The sequence below is a fragment of the Gordonia sp. 852002-50816_SCH5313054-c genome (assembly GCF_001665925.1).
Classification (GTDB): Bacteria; Actinomycetota; Actinomycetes; order Mycobacteriales; family Mycobacteriaceae; genus Gordonia; species Gordonia jacobaea.
On sequence record NZ_LZTE01000063.1, the window covers coordinates 35,630 to 55,442 of the forward strand.

Sequence of the window (19,813 nt, forward strand, 5' to 3'; positions counted from 1 at the left end):
CCTGCATCCGCCTGCGGGCTGAAGCCCACTCCATTCTCGTGCACCGCTGAGCCACCCGCCTGACTGCGATGAAGTCTCAGGGTGTCGATCCGAGCGAGTTCGATGCCCGTGGTTTCTCATCTGCACGGCGACCACTTCGGCAGGCTGCCGTTCTTGGTACTCGACCGTCAGTTTGCCGTCGGAGCAGACCACTGACCATGTTCGCGTGTATCGGGACGGCCGATCGGGTCACGGCCGCCATGGAGATGCTCTACCCCGGAGCAGCGTGGCCGTCGGTTCGAGGCGGATGTGGTTGAACTCGATCCCCCGAGGGTCCTGTTGGCCGTGGGCTGATGGCCGTGCAGGCATGGGGGGCCGGCCACGCTAGCGGTGCCCCCGACTCGGCCCCTTCGGATTGGGCTGGATGGGTCCAGCTCTGCCTACTCCGGAGACATCGCATGGACGCCTTCGCTAGTGCGTGCCGCGGAAGGCGCAGGCGTGTTCGCCATCAGGTCTTGACGTTGTGGGCGGGGAAGCGTACTTGGGACCGGGCCGGAGTGTCGGCGTCAGTCGAACCAGGGTGGCTCGGGCAGCAGGATGACGTCACTGCCGTTGGCCCGGATCCTCGTGATCGTGCGGCTCACGTAGGTGAGCTGGACGTCGAGCACGCGGCGCGCCCGCGGTCCGCGGAACACCATCAGGGTCGGGTCCGCGACCCGCACGTGTCGTACGAGCTCAGGCAGCAGGAGGTCCTCGTCGCCGAGGAGCAGGGCCGCTCCCTCTCCCGAGCCACAGGCCATCCGCACCGCCGCGGCCACCCGACGTCCCTCGCTGCCGGCGCCGAACTCGAGCTGGCGCAGCATCGGCTCGATGGTCGCCTCGGTGTTAGGCATGAGGGGCTCACCGGCAACGCGGACGATCAGCTCCCACTGCCGCCACGCGAAACCCTCGTGGGCATGGCGCTGCTCCAGCCAGTAGCGCATTAGCGCCTCGACGTGCAGGCTCCGCAGCGCCCGGCGGCCCAGCGACGCAAGCACCTCGGACGCGAGGTTCTCCCACCGCTGTTGCGACGAGCGCAGCACCTCCTCGTCCTCGGTGCCGCTGTCGTCCAGGAGGGCGGCGGTGGGTGCCGTGGCAGCGGACAGGAGCAGGTGCACGGCGAGGAGCGCCGGCAGCAGGTCGACCTCGTCGTCCGGCGTCAGACCGCGCCACCAGTCGGCGGCATAGGATGCCGCGACCGCCGAGACGCGACCACCGTCGACCGCGGTATACGACCGCGCGACCCGCTCCTCCACCGCGACAGACCCGAGGGTGGTGAGGTCGGTCGGCGCCGGCTCGTCGAGGAGGTCGAGCAGCCGCGCGAAGGCCGCGCGGCGCTCCCCCACGGGTGGGACGTGGGCGACCAGCCGTCGCGGCAGGACCAGCGTCAACCGGCGCTCGCCGACCGGCACGGCGACGACGGACCGACCGCCCTGCTCGATCGAGAGCACCTCTACGTTGAGCTGCTGGCCCACCTCGATAGTGTCGGGCTCGAGGCAGCGCAACTCGATCAGGGTGCCTTCTCGGGTCGCGGCGACGATCCGCCGACCACTCTCACGGTCGGTCACGCTGCGCACCGTCACCCCGAGGCCGAGCCCCCGGCGGAGCCCCGACCGCTCCGTGACCACCGCCGGCACGTCGAGGAGCGACGCGACCGGGGTCTGCGTCACGGACGGGTCGCTCGCCACCATGGCCGCGGTGAACGGGATCGCGTCCTCGGTGAGCCACAGGGCGCGTCGGTCCTCCCGATCGAGCGCCGTGAGGGCCAGCGCCGATCCCGGGACCCACGCCAGGCCGTTCGTCACCACGTCCCGGGCGACGATGCCGGTCACTCCGTCGACGTCGACGTCCGTCTCGGCGAGGAACCGGTCACCGGCCGGCGCTCCCGCCGGCGCCGGGCATGAGAGGTCCCGGCCGTCGCAGGACAGCCAGACCGGGGTGCCCGCGTCGCGGAGCGCGGTGGCCACGGCGACCACCGCGTCGATTGGCACGCCGGAGACAAGCCGGTCCGCCCGGAGCCGGACGATGGCCGAGGCCAAACGGACGAGGAGGAATCGGCTCTCGCTGCCGACGACCTGACCCACCATCGGGCGGCCGTCCGCGAGTGGCGCGAACTGGCGGCGGAAGGAGAACAGCAGTGCGGACCGCTTCTCTTTGAAGTGCTCGACCGTGACCGCCATGGCTCCGCCGGCGCCGAGCACCTCGTTCTTGAGGCGGGGTGCGATGAAGCGCCCGTCCCGGAATAGGTGCCGGTGCCACCGGTCCTCGGTCCAGATGTCCTCCCTGGTGTACGGCTGGACGCCCGGCAGCCCCGCTACCGCGAGCTTGCCGTCCTCGACGACCAGCAGCATCGAGTCACCAGTCACCGGAGGGCCAGTCACCTCGTCGATCGCGTTGTCCGCGGTGAGGCCGACAGACGCGGCGGTCGGCTGCCGCCATGTCGGGAGGTGCACGTGCACTTGGCCGGCTCCGAGCCGTAGCAACCCGGTCTCGTCGTCAAAGTGCTCGACCGGAAGCAGCAGCCGCGGGCACTCGGTGCCCGCCAGCCCGCGACCGCTCGTCACCCAACGCACGACGTGCACGCTGTCGACGGACCGGCCGGCGTCGCGGCGCACGACTACGTCGAGCTGGTCACCCACCCCGAACGAGCCCATCGAGACCTCGTCGAGCGCGGCGACCCGCCCCCCGGCGAGTCGGATGCCCAGCAGCGCACCGAGGACGAGGCAGACCACTCCCGGCGCGACCTCGAGGTAGAGCCCGTCCGGACGGCCGTCGACGGCCCGGCTGATTCCCGCCACCGCCGCCCGAACGGCTGCATCCTCGCTGCGCACGCCCTGGCTCAGGAAGGCACTCGAATAGGCCCACCGGTCGAGGTCGGTCGTGTAGCGCAGCCGCTCCCCGCGCTCGAAGAACACCGGGCCACCGTCGACGACCGAGTGCGCCTCGAGGGGCTGCCGCAGGACGGTGCCGTCCGGCTCCCAGGACCCGGTGCTGTCGTCGTGGAACCGCCACGAGATCGCTCGCGCCCGCTCCCGGAGGTCGGTGGCCGCGATGTCGGCAAAGGTGAGCACGGCCGGGTCGACCGCGACGTGCGTGCCGTCGACGACGGCGGTGACTCGACCGTCGCGGCCGAAGGAGAGCGCGCCGGCACCGGTGGTGCGACCGGCCGGTGCCGCACTGAGCCGGCCGCCCCGGAGGCCGAACAGCGCGACCTTCGGGTGCGGTGCCCCCATCAGGGCGGTGAGCTCCCGGGGCTTGCCGCCACCCCAGCCCGTCGGCTCGGCGTACGACGCGGGTGCGGCCATCTCACCGGGCAGACCACCGGCGATGAAGGCGATCCCGGCCCGTCCGTGGCCCCAGTAGCCGTCGGCGCGCGAGTCGGCGGGCGCGGTCTTCGCGAGCAGCCGGTTGGCCGGGAGCGCCACCATCGGGCGGGGGGTGGTCTCGAAGAACCGCCGGTCACTGGGGCTGCAGCGCGTTAGCGTGAACAGCCCCGACTCCCGCGACACGGTCAGCCGGACGACGTCCTGCCGGACCAGGTTGCCGGGCTCGGACTCGATCTCGCCGAACCGTACGCTGAAGTAGATGCCGTGGCGGTACTCCAGCCGAATCGTCCTCTCGTCTCGGTCGCGGCCCAGCTCGTCGACGAGGAGGAATGCGCCGTCCTGCGCGAGCGCTAGGTCGCGCAGCGACCGGGTCGACCGAGACGGGATGGTCGGGCCACAGAGCCGCACCTCGACGCCGGCCCGCTGCGCCGCCTCCTCGCGCACCCACCCGACGAGGAGGGAGCCCGCCAAGGCCCGCTCCCCCTCAAAGTCCTGGAGCCGAGGCAGCTGGTTGACGTCGACCGAGAAGTTGCGGCGAATGACCCGTGCCGAGCCGTCGAGGTCGCTCGCCCGGTCGCTGGCCGAGCGGACCGCGAGCAGCACCTCGTTGCCGAACCGCTTGATCCGGCCGCCCTTGACGAAAGTGACGACACCGTGGCCGATCGCCGCGAGCCCCTCCGCCGTGAGCGTGCGGTGGTGGAAGACCACCTGCAGCCCGGCCGAGTCGAGAAACCGCTTGGTGTCGAGCTCGCCATAGATCAGCCGGCTTGCGCCGTCGGTGACATCGAGGTCCTCCGCGCCCGTGTCCAGGACGGCGAGCGCGACCTGCGGGCCGAGGAACGATCTGCTCTCGTCAGTCCTCGCGCGGCTGAACCCCTCGATCTGCCGGACCCGCAGGGCGCCGCCCTCGCGTTCCACGCGGAGCAGGTGCAGGAACTTGAGCTCGGCGGCCTGGCGGTAGAGCGTCGTACCAGCGGACGCGGTGATCCAGGCCTCGCGGATCACCATCACCGTCTCCCCCTCGACGCGGGTGAACACGACGCCGCCGACCTGGTCGCCGTGGAAGAGCACCCGCTTGACCTCGTCGAAGGGCTGGTCGTCGAAGCGTAGCTGTGCGCCCTCCGCGCTGGCCCGAAGGCCGAAGCCGAACTCGAACACGTGCCGGCCGTTGTGCTCCATCGCGTACAGCAGCCGACGCGGGCGCACCTCCTCTCCGTACGGCGCGCCGAGGTGGGCCGCCAGCGCCTCGAGGTCGAGGTCGGGAACCTCCCGGAATGAGATCCCGTAGCTGTCGGCGCCGGTCGCGACGAGCCGCCCCAGCCCCGCCGTCTCGTAGTCCACAGCCGAGATCAGCACGGGCTCGGCGTCGACGACCGCCAGCGCCGCCTCGCTGCGCCGGCAACCCAGTTGGACGAGCTCGGTGACGTGCGCGCGATCGAGGTCCTGGGGCTCGACCTCGACCTCGACGGGCTCGCCGCGGGAGGCGAGCCGGTCGAGCTCGGCGGCGATGTCCGGGACCGACGCGACATCGACCGGCGTCCTGGGCCGGCGCAACGGCGAGCTCGTGGTCCGCTGCATGCGCACGTTGACCACGTCGAGCTCCCGCCCGAGGACCACCTGACCCAGCCGGCGGCGCACGACGATCCGGGCCCGGCGCACGGCGGCGGGTCCCACGGCCAGCTCGCGGGTGACGACTCCGCCGATGGCGCCTGCGTCGCCGGAGATCAGCACCCACTGCGTGCGCCCGCCGTCCGCTCCCCGCTCCACTCGGCACGAAGACTCCCACTGCCGGCGCGGCGGGCGCCACTGCCCCCCTTGGCGGACCGAGAACAGCGGAACGTCGCTCGGTACGTCCGCGGTCAGGACGGCGCCGCCGGAAGTCTGGACCACGCCTGTGGTCGTGCCGGCGGCGGCCGTGTGGCCGACGTACACGCAGCCGTCGACGGGCTCGCCGGGGGCTAGGTCGGGGAAGAGCAGGTCACCGATCCGGAATGTGCTGGCCACCGACACCTCGACGCCCCCGAACTCCGACGCGGCCCGAACCGCGACGATGGAGCCGGCGCGCACGCTCCGGACGCCGAGGTCGATGGCGACGTTGGGGTACCCAGGCACGTCGAACTTGACCGCGACCGGCCCGGCCGTTCGAGCTCCTCGGCGAACCGACCACACCAGGCCGACGAGCGGACCCGTCGCCCGCTCGAGAACGTCACGCAGCAGTCCGGCCGCGGCGCCGGTGACGGCTGTCCACGTCTCGTGCCGGGCGGGACGCAGACCGCCCAGCCGGGCTTGGCGGCCGCGCACGTCGAGGGTCCTGATGACGTCTGGGTCCAGCGGGACCAGGGACATCGACTCCGGCCTCAGCATCACCACGATCCCGTTGGTGGTCGCGCACATCACCCAGCCGTCGGGGGTGTACCTGATGACATTGCGGAGCTCGACCGTGACGTCCTCGTGGGCGAAGAACTCGGCGAACACGGCCGCGGGGTCCTCTCCCAGGCTGTTCGCGGGCTCGACCCGTGCGCGCAGATGCCCGGTCCGCTGCGCGTGTGGGTCGAACTCGTTCGGCGCGATGAACTGGGCCTCGTCGCGGGCCGCGCGCCGCCCGGTCGCCGGCCGCTCGACGGTCAACGAGATCGCGCTCGGGAACGGCGCGGCCGGGGCCGTCACGCGCAGCTGCCACACGCCCTCCTCCGGAGCGAGCAGCACTCCGTCCAGGTGCTCGTCGACCGCTCTTCGCCACCGCAGGTTGCGGTCGTCCACAGGACAGGTGAGGGCGCCGTGCACGTCCGTGCTGTGGTCGCCGTCCCAGAGCTCGAGCGTCAGGCCGGCCCCGAGAACGAAGGTGACCAGCAGGCCGTTCGGGTCGTCGTGTGCGCCGAGCAGCCGCTCGAACGCGGCCACGGTCTCGAGACCGATGTCGGAGCGGCGCAACCCGTAGACCTCGCCCGGCGCGGTCGAGAAGACCCAGCCGTCGGCCGACTCGGAGTTGAGGACCAACGTCGTCGGCGCCCCGGTGGTGACCATCTGGACGACTAGCGCCAGCCCGTCCCGCACGAACGGGAGCCAGTCGAGCTCGGCGTCGTACACCGCCACGACATCCGCGGTCTCGTCGTCGCGGCCCGAGAATGCCCGTGCGGTGTCGGCGTCCCAGAGGCGGTGGTCGACGGCCTGCGCACCCTGACCTCTGACCCGGAGCTGGAGGATTCGACCGGACAGCTCCGCACTCTCCCGGTAGGCCTCGAGGCGCACGGCGGTAGGCCGTCCCGTTCCCGGCTGGTCGAGGAGCATCCGGAACGAGCGCCTGTCGTTTTTGAGCACCGCTGCTACCGGGTCGCCGATACTCAGGGTCTCGGAGGCGGGGACCCGCCCGCGCAGCAGCACCGACCACAGGTCGGACTCGCCCACGTTGAGGATCGCGGTGGACACGCCGTCCTGCTCGGTGAGCGAGACCACGGTGCCCAGCGAGTTGCGCGGGCGCCGGCGCGGCGGGAACTGGGAGCTCACCCCCCGGGTGTCGCGACCGTCAACGAACGCCACGTGCGCGTCGTCCACCGGGTCGAGGACCAGCCCCCGGGTCAGCCACGCCGCACCCGCGACGCCGGTCTCGACGGCGCGCAGCCGGCGGCGGTCGAGTCCGGTCTGCGCCACCGGCTGGGCGACGGCCCGGAACCCGGCGGCCCCGGCGCCGTGGAGATCGGCGGCCTCGATGAGGAGGTCGCGCAGCTCGGTGCGCTCCGCCTCGGGCGTGCGCTGGACCGCCCGGTCGAGGGCATCGCGCCAAATCGTGCGCAGCCGCTCGGTGGTCGCGTCGCTCGGCTTCATCGACAGGAGGCGCCGCAGCGCCCCGGCCAGGAGCCGTCGGATCGTGCCCTCCTCGTCACCGAGCGGGGCCTCCTGCTCGAGCGCCCGGTCGAACACGTAGCGCCAGATCGTCGGCTCGTCGGACACGATTCCGACCCCGGCGACCTGCTCGACCCGCGCCGTCGACTCTCGGACCGCAGGATGGTCCAGCAGAGCGACGGCACGCACCAGCACGTGGAAGTGGTCGCGGGCGCGGTCGCGCTGGCGCAGCACCACGGCCATCTCGTCGGTCAGCTCGGCGAAAGTGGCCGCGATCCGGGGCTGGTCATCGGTGCCGAGAGCCTCGAGCCGGCGGATCGCGAGCGCGGCGGCGGCCGCGGCCGTCGGCTTCTTGCGCCGCTCCAGCAGCCACTCTTCGAGCGACGTCGTGGGTGAGAGGAGGACTTTGTGGTGGTCGAGTGTCGGCTGGCGGTACATCTTCTGCCAGACGGGCTGGACCGGCATCGGCCGGTGGCTGTACGGCCGACCGAACCTCCGTAGGACGTCGTTGAGGACCAGGGCCCGGACGTCGACAGGGCCCGGGCCCTTGTCGTCGAGCTCGAACTCCACCAGATCGACCATTTCGGGAGCCCACCGGCTCGGCCCCGCCTCGTCGAGGTGCGGCAGGATCGCGTGCGCCCAGGCCAGCGGCCGCGCCACGACCTGCGCGCCCATCAGCTCACCGATCTGGCCCGGCCGACCAGCTTGGAGCTCGTCGTTGACGGCGTCGATCCAGTCGTAGAGCCGCTCCGGCGACACCGAACCCACGTGACCGGTCGTCAGCTCCTCCAGCGTGAGCCGAGCCGCGACGACCAGCGGCGCCCACACGCGGTACAGCTCGGGCTCGAGCATCGCGTCGGCGACGAGGACGAGGCCGGCGAGGGCCGTCCGGGTGACGTCGGCCTGCTCGTCGTCCGCGACCTCGGGCGAGCTCAGCTCGCGGGCGGCAGCCAGGGACGGGAGGGCGAGCCGCAGCACCCCGCTCAGCCGACGGATCGCCGTGTAGTGCAATGACCCCTTCTCCTTGTGGGCCCTGAGCCACGGCGAGGCGACCACGGTGGCCGCCGCTCTCGTCGACACCTTCTTGTCCCTCGGCCCGGCCGTGGTCAACAGCCATCGGCCACCGCTCACCTCGGCCAGCGCGCTCGCGAGCGGGGCCCAGTCCCGGTCGCCCTGCCCCGGCGGGGCGACCACCATGTGGTCGGGGCTGCGCCGAATCTCGAGGAGCGCCGCGAGGTCGCCGGCGTACCGCTCCGGCTGGGCGATCGCCCGACCGAGAGTCGCCGTCTGCCAGATCTGGGCGCGCAGCACGATCGTGTCGTTCACGTGGATGCCGAGCCGGCGCACGACGGCCGCCGTGGGGCGGGTCCCGGCGGGCTCGCCGCGCAGGAAGGTCGTTAGGCCGCGCAAGTAAAGCACCTCGTCGAGGAGCGAGTCCGGGTCCGGCTGGAGCACGGCCGCGGTCTGGAGGAGGTCGGGCTCGAAGCTGTTCACCCCGTCGTCGGCGTTGTGGGCCGACGCGAGGAGCCGACGTCCGGCCTCGGGGTCGACGGCAAGTACCACGAGCTCGACCCCCAGCCGCAGGGGCAGCCGGCCCGCCGCACCGGTCGCGGCGGCGAGGACCACCTCGGCGAGTACTCCCTCCGGCTGCTCGTCGACGACCGAGGCCAGCCGCGGGGCGAGTGCTGCGGCGACCCCTGGGTCGCCCGCGAGGCAGGAGGCGAGCGCGAGCAGCGCGACGTGCAGCTGCTGGCTGGTCAAGCCGAAGTACGGCGTGTGCTCCTCGACGAGGACCTGATGTGCCGCCGCCGCGGCGAGGACGTCGAGGCCGGCAACGGCGTCCTGCACCTCGCGGCCGCCCATGGCGAGGCCGGACCCGATCGAGCGGACCAGGTCGACGAGGTCGGCGACCGCCGCACCCACGGCCCGCTCGGTGCCGTCCGAGGCGATGGTCGCCACCGCCTGCGCCGCGGCACCGGCGGCCTCGATCGAGACGTCGCGCACCATCACATCGAGCAGGGCCGGGAGCGCATACACGCCGACCTGGTGGTCGGCCGCGAGGATGCGCTGCACCGCGGAGACGTGCCGTGCCGGCTGGAGGGTGTCGAGCCGCAGCCGCTGCAGATCTATGAGCAGGTCCGAGGCCTGCTCCTTCAGCAGGTTGACGCACCGGGTGAAGTACCAGTCGGTCAGCAGATCGTTCATCGTGTCCCCTTCGTGGTACGCGCGCTCAGGTTCCGTTCGTCAAGCCTTGGTTGTCGACGAGACCCAGCGACTTTCGCACAGACTCGGGCAGTTCGAGAAGCAGTCTGTAGAGCGTGTGCCCCGGCCCCAACCGGAACAGCTCGTCGTGGAGGTACGTCTCCCGGAGCAGGTTCATCGGCAGGCTGGCCAGCGGGATCTCGCCACCGCCGCGCACCACTAGCGCGACGAACTCCCGCGTCGGCGACGTCCAGGCGGAGGGGTCCGCCGTCCGGCCGGACTCGAGCACCTCCCAGGCGGTGCGCACCGACGCCGACGAGCGCTCCAGCAGCGCTGCGACCACGAGGTCCAGCCGACCCGTGCCGCGCTCACCCGACCGCGCGATCGCGGCCAGCGCCGAGAGCGGAGGTACCTCGGGATCGTCCACCAGCTCCGCCCACCGGCGCTTTGTGGCCGCAATGTCGAGCCGCCGCTCGAGCGCCGCCGACATCGTGCCGGAAGGACCGGACGCGCAGCCACACCACCGACGGGTCCGTCGCGGCCCGCCACCTCGCCCCGACGACGACGGTCGGACCGACAGCCACACCCAGCGTTGCCCCCGCCCGGCGGTGGAGCTCTCGCACAACCTTCGCGTCGCCCCCCCCCGCCGTGGACGACCAGGGCGAGGTGTGCGCCGCCGATCTGCTCGCGGACTGCTGCGAGCCGCTGGTCGAGGCGCGCGACCGCGCCGGCGTCGACCGGGAACCAGTAGCGCGGCGTCCAGCGGATCGCGGTCACGTCTAGCACCTTCTCCGCCTCGTCCAGCCGGCTCCGGGTCACGCCCGCGGCCTCAACGACCGCCACCTCGAAGGTCCGGTCGAGCGTCAGCCGCTGGGTCGCGTTGACGACCCGCTCACGGACGCCCCGCACGTCGACGGCCCACTCGGACCGCTTCTCGGCCTTGGCCTCTGCGACCGCGACCCTGGAGCCGGCGGGGTCGTAATCCTCGTCTGACCGCGGGGCAGCTTTACCTACAAACGTCCGGTCGATCGCATTACCGTCGAGGCCCTCGACGACGAGGGTGACGGGAATGGGTGAGTCGCCGCTCGCAGCCTCGAACGCGGCATTAACTTGCGCGCTCAGGGCATGCACGTTCGGCGGAAACGGCTGCCCAGGCTGGCTCTCCATCCAGCCGATGACCTGGGTGGAAAAGGCTGCCTGTCTGGCGGAGCGGTCGTACAGCGCGACCCGGCCGATTTCGGTAGCGAAGTAAAAGAACTGCTTGGCCCCGCGCGGAGTCAAGCCCTCGGGAAACGGCGTCGACGGGAGCCCACCCTTGTAGCCGAGATGCTCGAAGTGGTTGGCGCATGCGTCGAAGAAGAGCAGTTGCTGTGGGAATCCCACGCCAAGCGACGAGCCCAACAGTTGGCGGATCTTGTCGACCGCCAAGTTGGTAGGGAGTTCGTCGTCGGCGTCGGCGGTGAAGAGGGCGCGCGCACCGTGGGCGGACACACCGTGCCCGCACCAGTAGACCAGGAGCAAGTCACCGCCCTCGGTGAGCAGGTCGCGCATCGCCTGCACGAGTGCAGGTCCGTTCGGGGCGACATCAGTCACGCCGGGCAGAGCGTTGGGTTCGCTGTCCCACGAGCAACTCAGCCGCACCCGCTCAACCGGCACTCCTTGCGAGATCGCCCACCTCGCGAAGCGGATTGCGTGGTCGGCTACACCAGGAAGGCTGCGGTTCTGCCCGAACTTGTACTTCTCGAGGCCGACCGCGAGCACGCTTGTCCGGCTCGGGTCAACCACCGCTGCCCCAGGGGACAACGAACTGCTCCACTGCCTTCCACAGGGCGGGGTTGGTCCAGTAGGCGCTGTGCGAGTAGTGGAAGGGCTGGCCATTATCGACCTCAACGTCACGCGTCCGGTTGCCGAACACGCCCTCTGCGCGGTAGCTGAGGATGTCGCGCGGGTCGTAGACGTTCAGCCACGGCGGCATGTGATCGGGCAGCGGGCTTGGGTAGCTGAGTGCCGGGAATGCTCCTATTTCGTAAAGGAATGGCGTTTGCGAACCGACCGTGATCAGACCCGCGACGCTCGGCATCTTCTCGCGCGCGAGAAGGTCAGCACACATGATTCCTCCGAGAGAGTGGCCCAAGAGGTGGACCGGGCCCCGGCCGATGTCGTGGATCGCAGCCCGGAGAAATCGACGGAGTCCGCTGCCGTGGGCCAGGAACCGCAGCACGTCCCCGGCCATCGGGGCCGCCGCGTCGGTAATGCTGCCCCTGTCGCCGGTGAGCTTGCGCGTGACCATTCGCGCCGCCAGGCCCTTGACCGGGCTCAACAAGAAGTCGCCGATCCCCAGACCATCGCCCTGCAGTTGTGTGGTGAGGTCGAGAACCAGCCGGTCACGTGTCATGCCGTTCACAGCGGGTCGGCCCTCGTCGTGGGCCGCGAGCAGGGTCCAGGCGACGAGGGCCCGGGCGATGGCCCGACGGTGGTCCACCGACTCGGGTGGTGCGGTTGCTAGGGCCTGGTCCAGCTCCGGAGCCTGGCGCAGCGAAGCGACCGCGCGTGCGAGGAAGTCTTCGAGTCCGGCTTGTGCGAAGTGCTCAAGGGCGTCTATTGACGGCTCGAATTGGTCGACCGCGTGGCGGAGCGCGACTGCGGGCGGCTCTTGCCCGAACGGCAGCGGACCAGCCATCGGCCTGTGGCGCAGGAGTCGCAACTCGTACCACGGGTCGAGCTCGAGCACGCTCCACATCGTGAGCTCCTGATCCGCCTCGCTGGGCACCGAACCCCCGTGCTCGTCGTACCCAGGGATGGACGCGCCGTGGGCAGCTAGAGCCGCACCCTCGGCGTCGCCCCAATAGCAGCCTCGCACCGCGAGGTCGAGCCCGTGTCGGGCAATCTCCCGACAGATCGTCTCCATGGTGGCGGCGTACCGCGACTCGCGAACCCCCGTGCCGTGCACGAACAAGATGGTCGAGCGCACGTCGGACCCCCTAAGCTTCGGCCGCGCCGAGCGGCGGAAGCCTCCATTCTGCCCGTTTCGACACATGAGCGGAAGCCCGCAACGCGGAGTCTCTCTTCCGTTCAAGTCTACGCAAAACCGGCTCTTCCGTATTTAGAGTGCGTAGGTCCGGTTCGCCGGTTGTGACGGCGTGGCACAAGATGTAAGGGGGTCCTGGGGTGTTTCGATGACGGTTCCTACACACGTCGTCGACCAGTAGCGCAGCAGATAACAGTAGTGGCCATACGCAAGCAAACGGCTATTACCCTCTCGTAGAGTACCTAGAAAAGAGAACCCATTGACTGATGGATACATCTATTTCCATAGAGACGTAGAAGGATACGCATACTTCTATAGTGAACCGTTTTTATTGTTTAGAACCAGCGCTCCGGGGGAAGAATTGCCGTTTGTCAGCGCGGAAGCGTACGTAGGCTCTGGCAAATGGAACAACATTTCTGAAGATAGCTTCAGTAGGGCAATGATCTCAGGTGAATATCAACCTGTCGATGCGGCTGATGTTGACTCTCTTATCGTCGAAATAAACCAACGACGAAGCGGTTGACACACCCTGTTCTAGCGAAACATTCATGCGCAATTTAGGCCGCGAAAAGAATAAATCAATTGAAGCTTGCGGACGATAAACACGTAGAGCGCGTCGAGCACGATTGTGACCTCGTTCATCGAGTAGCGCGTGTTGTGGAGATCGGTCTTAAACGCCGCTAACTCATCAGTGGTGTGCGCGTCCCGATGTGCTCGATACTGCGGGGCCTGCGCCAGTTGGAATCACAATCTGCGCCGCGCTCGAACAAGCGGTTGTCTTCATAGCGCCCCTACGCCACGACAGCAGCCTGCGACCCCGCCCGTAGCGCACAGACTTCGACCATCCAGATATCTCCACTGCAGGTTACGGGGCTAGCCGTGAGCGCGAAGTACGAAGATCATCTGAGTCAGTTTTCAGCAGTTGAGGTACTGGATCGGATTTGCCTGCCCCGGTTTGAATAGGTGTTTAACGCTGCTGTTTGCGTATCGACCAGAGAGTTCGGGGTCGATTTGCCCGTTGAAACGCCAGCGTTGAGGGCCGCTTTCCGGTGCTGGCTGCCAGTCGTCGATTCTGTAAACGGCGCGAACTACGCCGTGCGAGACTGCAAACGCATACTTGGCGTCTTCTCGACGTTTGCCGATTCGCCAGGATTGGCGCGTGGCGTCGTAGAGGGCTTGTGGTGTGATGGTTGGTGTCCAGAGACCGGGGATCTTAATGAGAATTGCCGGGACCGTGATGTCGGGGGCACGAGGAGCGTTGTATCGACTCGCGATTACGTTGACACTGGCGAGTCCCCTTGAGGCGACGTCGTGCCCAAGGACCTTGTTGGTCAGCCCGAACAGTTTGTTGTCGAGGGTGGGATCGATGAGCCGCAGCGCGTCGATGACGCTAGCTTCGATCTCGTAAGCGAGGCCCTCGGTAGCCAGACCATGCCGGATGATAAAAGCCTCGACCTGCCGGTTGGCGGCATGGATCGCATTGATGAGTTCGATCTTCGAGCCTACTACATCCTCGCCGGGGGCCATCTGTGCTTGCACTGCATGCGCAAAGACTCTGTTGCCCTTGCCTTTACCTATATAGAAGACTCTGCCGTCGATCGGGTTACGGAGGGCGTAGACATACCATCCGATCTGTTCAGCCACATGCGAGCTGAAGACGTGGGGGTGGGCGACTGTTTGGTCTGACGCTGTTTGGGGCGGCTGGGGAGGTGGCTCGATGTGAGTATCGGTGTTCGAGCCAATGTCCCAACTCACGCCTGCGCGCACCTCTTCGCCGTACGCGTACGGAACGGCGTGGTGCTGGTGTACCAGCCGCATAAGCTGGGAATACCAGGAAACATACGTCGGGTCTGAACCTAACCCAGTACTCGGAATGTCTTCGAGGATGAGATCCGCGATTCGCTCCACAGTGGTGGCCTTAGTGACAGGCGTGCGTGCGATCATGAACTCATCGCCGGACGTGTAGCGAAAACTATTATCCCAATCGCGTAACTCCAGGTACCCGTCCTCGTCGATCAGGTTGTCTGCAGTGGTGACGTTGACTCGCCAATGCAGGCCGGAAGGGGAATCCCCCGGTAGGACACGCACCAGTTCGTGCCCGTTAGAGTGCAGCAAGGTGACGGCGTCCAGGATCAATATGGCGACATCGACAAGTGTGAACGAGTCATTATCTAGTTCTCGGTTTCGAGCTTCCACCTATGCGATTTTGCCCCGGTAGCGACTACTCTGCGATCCCGCGCCGAAGCGTTACGCTCTACCCGTAGCGGACGCCCGATCCGCATCGCTAACCGGATAGGCTAACCACGAATGAACGCAGCGAGGCCTCCGTCGGCTGCGCAAGCTTCTCGGCGCGCCGACGCCGAGCGAAACCGCGACAAAATCCTCGCCGCTGCCCGCTCGGCGTTCGAGGAATCCGGCAGCGACGTGTCCATGGCTGAGATCTCCCGCCGCGCCGGCGTGGGCATGGCGACCGTCTACCGCAACTTCGCCGACCGCCGCGCCCTGCTCGAGGCGCTGTACCAGGGCGAGGTCCAGGTCATCTGCGACGCAGGCGAGGACGCGCAGGGCGACACGCCTGCCGCAAGGCTCGAGTACTGGCTGCGGAGTTTCATGACGTTCGCGCTGAATAAGCGCCCATTCGCTGCGGACCTGCTGGCCCATGTCGACGGCGACGAGACGATGTTCGACACCAGCCGAGCGCGAGTGGTCGCTTCCGGCCGGCCACTGCTCATCGCTGCGCAGCACGCGCAGGAAGTCCGCGGCGACCTGTCACTGGAACAGATTCTCGATTCCGTCGTCGCGATCGCGGCCATCCCCGGAGACGCGCGCTACCGTCGGCCGATTCTCGAGACCTTCCTGGACGGCGTTCGCATCCCGACGTAGCTCCGGGGTGCAATCAAAACCTTGTCAACCGGATAGGCTATCCGCTACTTTAAGTGGAGTACCGCTCCGGTTAGCAAGTGCCTGGAAGCGGCGCCGTGAACGTCGAACGCAGGAGAACCGATGAGTGACAAGCAGATCGCAGTGGTAACCGGCGCAAACAAGGGGATCGGCCGCGAGATCGCCAAGCAGCTCGCCGAACTGGGCAACGCGGTGGTGGTCGGGGCGCGCAACGAGCAAGCCGGGGAGCAGGTCGTCGCGGAGATTTGCGCTAGTGGCGGCGAGGCGGTCGCCGTCGCCCTCGACGTCACCGATCCCGGGTCGGCTGCGGCTGCCGCCGAGACGGTGGAGAGCCTCTTCGGGCGGGTCGACGCTCTGGTCAACAACGCTGGTATCAGCCACCGGCCGGGTTCGGACTTCTCCGGTCAGCTACCTCGCTCCGCCAACGTCGACGACATCCGATTCGTGTTCGAGACCAACGTATTCGGCGTCATCAACGTGACGAGCGCCTTCCTGCCGCTGCTGCGGAAGTCGAGGGCCGCGCGCATCGTCAATGTGTCCAGCAGTGCGGGGTCGTTCGCGATGATGACGGATCCGCAGAGCTTCGAGTCGGCCCCGGTCGCACTGGGTTACGTCCCGTCCAAGACGGCGCTGACCGCGATCACCCTCCAGTACGCCAGGGATCTCGCCGCCGACAACATCCTCGTCAACGCGGTGTGCCCCGGCTTCGTCGCCACCGACCTCAACGGACACAGGGGAGTCCTGACTCCCGCTGAAGGCGCCGTCTCCGCCGTGCGAATGGCGTCGATAACGGCGGACGGACCCACCGGTACGTTCACCGATGTCAACGGTCCGGTGGCGTGGTAGGCACCCGGGCCGAGGGAGACGTGTGATGCCATCGTTCGGGATTCTGACTGCGCCGCAACAGGTTGACTACTCCGACCTACTCCAGGTGTGGCAAGAAGCCGACGGCGTACCGGCGATCGAACACATGTGGCTTTTCGACCATCTCCTGCCGATTGGGGGACCGCTCGAGGGACCCATCTTCGAAGGATGGACGCTACTCTCGGCGCTGGCCGCGGTCACCGAGAGAGTACGAATCGGAATGCTGGTGACGAGCAACCGCTTTCGTCCGCCGGCGATGCTGGCGAAGATCGCGGCGACCGTCGACGTCGTGTCCGACGGTCGGCTGGACTTCGGCATCGGCGCGGGCTCCAACCCGCGCATTCCGATAGCCCGCCGTGAGTACGAGGCAAACGGGTTGCCGTACAACAGTTTCGGTCAATCAGTGGAAGCGCTCGCCGAGGCGTGTGAAGTGATCAAACGGCTCTGGACGGAGGACAATCCGTTCGACTTCACTGGCGAGCACGTCATGTTGACCGGGGCGGTGGGCAATCCCAAGCCGCTGCAGCGTCCGCACCCACCCCTGCTGATCGGTGGGCGATCGCGGGCAACCCTGCGGGTGGTCGCACAGCATGCGGACATCTGGAACATGCCGGGCGGCGACATCGCAGAGTTGGTCGAGCGCAATGCGCTGCTCAATCGACTGTGCGACGAGGTCGGTCGCGACCCGGCGTCGATCGTACGATCGGTCGCGTTGCCGACGTCCTACGAGCATCCCGCTCAGACGCGGGCGGCTATCGCTGAGGTCGTCGACGCGGGCTTCACGCACATAGTTCTCATCCTGCCGCCGCCCTTTCCGGCGCACACAGCACTCTGGGTGGCGGACAACATCATTGGCTGAACACTAGGACAGACGCAAGTGTCAATTCAATGGCGCTCGCGTTCGCCGAGGACGTCTCGGATCTGGTTCCGGCTACTGATCCCGAGTTTGGGAAAGACCTTGTAGAGGTGTGCCGCAACGGTTCGGTGTGACACGTAGATCTGATCAGCGATCTGACGGTTGCTGAGCCCCGACGCGGCCAGGCGTGCGATTTGCATTTCCTGTGGGGTCAACTCCGCTTCTACGTCGTTCGTGGGGGTCAAATCTCCGGGCGATTGCACCCCGGCTGCCCGAAGTTCGGTGCGGGTCCGTTGCACCCACGGCTCGGCGTCGCGCGATTGGAATTCCCTGAGGGCCGCCGAAAGTTGAACCCGTGAATCGACGATCCGACGTTGCCGACGCAGCCACTGTCCGTAATTCAGTTGGGTGCGAGCGTATTCCAGCGATGCTTCGGCGCGGGCACCGTCGTGCAGTGCTGTCCGGAAGTGTTCTTCGGCGTCGATATCGTTGCCGGCCAACAATGCTCGGCTCCGATGCACCAGGGCGAGCAGATACGGGGACCCCAATGTTGCTGCCTCGGAGCCGATTTCGTCCACCAGCGTGCCAATGCTGTCGACGTTGTGGCTCGCCACTGCTGCCTCCGTCAGATCTGCAATGGCCCACCGGCGGGAGCTACGGTCCCGCGCCATCTTCGACAATTCCGTGAACGCCTCGTCGTAATCGTGTCGGATGAGAGCGAGAAGGCCGCTGGCCCAAGCCAAATCGTCGATCCAGAGCAGTGACGTGTCGACAGGGATGTGCTGACGAGCGATTGCCAGTGCGCTCTGTGCGTCGGCGGAGCGCCCGCGCCACGCATGAGCGCGCGCAAGTAGTGCTGCGGCGCTCCCCATGCTGAGAGACATGTCGCAGTCAGTTGCGATGCGCAACGCGGTTTGCGCGCTCATCGCTGCCTCGGGGAGCCTGCCTGAGATGATCTGTGCGCGCGCTGATCCGCGCAGTGCCTCGCATTCGATGCTCGGCGCCCCGCTGGTGCGTGCAACTCGAATAGCTCTGTCCCAACATTGCTGAGCCGTCGACAGATCAGAGACCGATTCGGCGGCCAAGCCCATCGACATCAGCAGCATGGTGTCGTCGTTGGCAGCGGCGTGAAGAGACGTTGCGTGCGAACGGAACTGGTGCGCGTATTTGGTGTCTTCTACGGTCGCCAACGCGACCTCAATCGCGGGTTCTTCAAGGACTTCCAGACGGTGCAGACTGTCTGCCACGAGGTGGCGATCGCCCTCGTCGAGACCGTGCATCCGACACTGTGCCGCGGCAGCGGCCACCAAGTTGACGCGTGCAAGATGCTGCTCCGGTGTGTCGGCGTCGGCGAGCCGATCTGCCAACGCCAGCAAGTCGGCGATCGCGGGCACCGCCACACCGGCGGTGACGCCGAGAGTGAAACGGGCGGTGGCGAGTTCGACGAGATCATCCAGGCCGGTGGCCAACGGTTCGGCCTCGTCGACAATGTTGATCGCCTCCGTGGTCAACCCCGCTCGACAAGCCGGTTCGATCGTGCGCACCAGGCGGCGCACGCGCCCACCCGGTGTGGTCGACAGCATCGCCGCGCGCCGCCACGCCGCGGCGGCTTCGGCGTTGGCGCCCCGCTGTCCTGCGGCGCGCGCGACGTACTCGAGTTCTGTAGCGATGACCTCGTCTCGCCCGTAAGAGGCGGCGGCCCGCTGCCAGGTGGCCTGCGCTGGGTCGCTGGTGGCTTCAGCGAGCGCGCGATGGAACGTCGAACGCTGCGATAACGTCGCTGCGCTGTACGCCACCGATCGGATCAGAGGGTGTCGCACCTTGATGACGCCGTCATCGACAGTGATCAAGCCCGTGCGTTCCAACGGGTCCAAGCAGGTCTCGGGTAGGTCGACGCGCCGTGCGGCGTCCAACACTTCTGTCAACGACGTCGCGTCGCTCGCCGAGACGAGTGCGAGCATCTGCCTGCTGGGTTCGGGTAGTACGCCGAGTTGTTCGAGGAAGATCCTTTCGATACGTCGGGTGGTTGGCAGTGGCGGCGTTCCACCCCAGAGATGGTGGTCGTCCGTCGCGGCGACGGCTTTCGCGAGCTCGGCAATGGCCAACGGGTTGCCAGCCGCCTCGTGGAGCACCCGACGCTGGGCCAGTTCACTCAACGTCGGTCCGGCTGCGAGTGCGTCGGCGAGCAGGGCCCGTGAGGCCGATTCGTCGACAGGACCCAACGTCAGACGAGGCAGAGACACGAGCCGGGCCGATTCACCGTCGAGCCCCGGGCGAGCCGCGCACAGCAAGACCGCTGCTGCCGATGAGATTCGGCGCCCGACGAACGTCAACACATGCAGAGACGAGCCGTCGAGCCAGTGCGCGTCGTCGACGATGAGCATCAGCGGACGCCGCGCCGATGCCTCCTCGATCAGCCCGAGCACCGCGACGCCGATCAGGAGCGGGTCTGACTCGACAGGTTCGCCCAGTCCGAGCGCACCGAGAAGTGCGCGCTTCTGGTGTGGCGGAAGGGATTCGGCATACCCGAGAATCGGGCGTACCAACTCGTGTACTGCGGCGTAGCCCACCTTGGTCTGGCACTGGACTCCGGCGCAGCACAGAACCGTGAACCCGTTGTCCTTGCCCCATCGTGCCGACGAGGTGAGCAGCGTCGTCTTACCGATTCCGGGATGTCCCTCGACGACGAGGGCACATCCCTGCTCTCGGGCGCAGGAAGCGGCAGTGACAATGGCCTCGAACTCTTCGACGCGACCGATCATTGATCCGGCTCGGGTA

At 68.0% G+C, this 19,813-nt stretch carries 9 protein-coding genes; 3 read left to right on the top strand and 6 right to left on the bottom strand.

The window, feature by feature from the left end; genetic code table 11:
* Positions 1-545: 545 nt before the first annotated feature.
* The 5 genes from A5788_RS16350 to A5788_RS23590 all read right to left on the bottom strand — a co-directional run bounded on the left by A5788_RS16350 (position 546) and on the right by A5788_RS23590 (position 14,610).
* On the bottom strand, positions 546-9,389 hold the full coding sequence (locus tag A5788_RS16350; RefSeq protein ID WP_064870674.1) for a hypothetical protein: 8,844 nt from the start codon (positions 9,387-9,389) through the stop codon (positions 546-548).
* A 25-nt stretch (positions 9,390-9,414) separates the two neighbouring features.
* Complete coding sequence (locus A5788_RS24095) at positions 9,415-9,606, bottom strand: hypothetical protein (protein WP_064868747.1); 192 nt, start codon at positions 9,604-9,606, stop codon at positions 9,415-9,417.
* The gene (locus tag A5788_RS16360; protein ID WP_156525539.1) at positions 9,606-11,171 is read right to left on the bottom strand and encodes a caspase family protein; all 1,566 of its coding nucleotides are present in this window, start codon (positions 11,169-11,171) and stop codon (positions 9,606-9,608) included. The genes A5788_RS24095 and A5788_RS16360 overlap by 1 nt, the downstream gene beginning before the upstream one ends.
* A complete protein-coding gene (locus A5788_RS16365) occupies positions 11,164-12,357 on the bottom strand; it encodes an alpha/beta fold hydrolase (protein WP_082938131.1) in 1,194 nt (397 codons plus the stop codon). The genes A5788_RS16360 and A5788_RS16365 overlap by 8 nt, the downstream gene beginning before the upstream one ends.
* Before the next feature lie 972 nt (positions 12,358-13,329).
* Positions 13,330-14,610 carry an LEM-3-like GIY-YIG domain-containing protein gene (locus A5788_RS23590; RefSeq protein WP_156525540.1) on the bottom strand — a complete coding sequence of 427 codons (1,281 nt, stop codon included), beginning with the start codon at positions 14,608-14,610 and terminating at the stop codon, positions 13,330-13,332.
* A 111-nt stretch (positions 14,611-14,721) separates the two neighbouring features.
* Between A5788_RS23590 and A5788_RS16375 the strand changes: the two genes are divergently transcribed.
* The 3 genes from A5788_RS16375 (at position 14,722) to A5788_RS16385 (ending at position 17,038) form a co-directional block, all read left to right on the top strand.
* Positions 14,722-15,297 (top strand): TetR/AcrR family transcriptional regulator, encoded by a 576-nt coding sequence (locus tag A5788_RS16375; RefSeq protein WP_064868741.1) that lies wholly within the window; start codon positions 14,722-14,724, stop codon positions 15,295-15,297.
* A 120-nt stretch (positions 15,298-15,417) separates the two neighbouring features.
* A complete protein-coding gene (locus A5788_RS16380; protein ID WP_064868739.1) occupies positions 15,418-16,161 on the top strand; it encodes an SDR family oxidoreductase in 744 nt (247 codons plus the stop codon).
* Between the two features lie 25 nt (positions 16,162-16,186).
* The gene (locus A5788_RS16385; RefSeq protein ID WP_064868736.1) at positions 16,187-17,038 is read left to right on the top strand and encodes an LLM class flavin-dependent oxidoreductase; all 852 of its coding nucleotides are present in this window, start codon (positions 16,187-16,189) and stop codon (positions 17,036-17,038) included.
* 26 nt (positions 17,039-17,064) lie between these two features.
* Here A5788_RS16385 and A5788_RS16390 read toward each other — a convergent pair whose 3' ends face one another.
* The gene (locus A5788_RS16390; protein ID WP_064870673.1) at positions 17,065-19,797 is read right to left on the bottom strand and encodes a LuxR C-terminal-related transcriptional regulator; all 2,733 of its coding nucleotides are present in this window, start codon (positions 19,795-19,797) and stop codon (positions 17,065-17,067) included.
* Between the last annotated feature and the right edge of the window lie 16 nt (positions 19,798-19,813).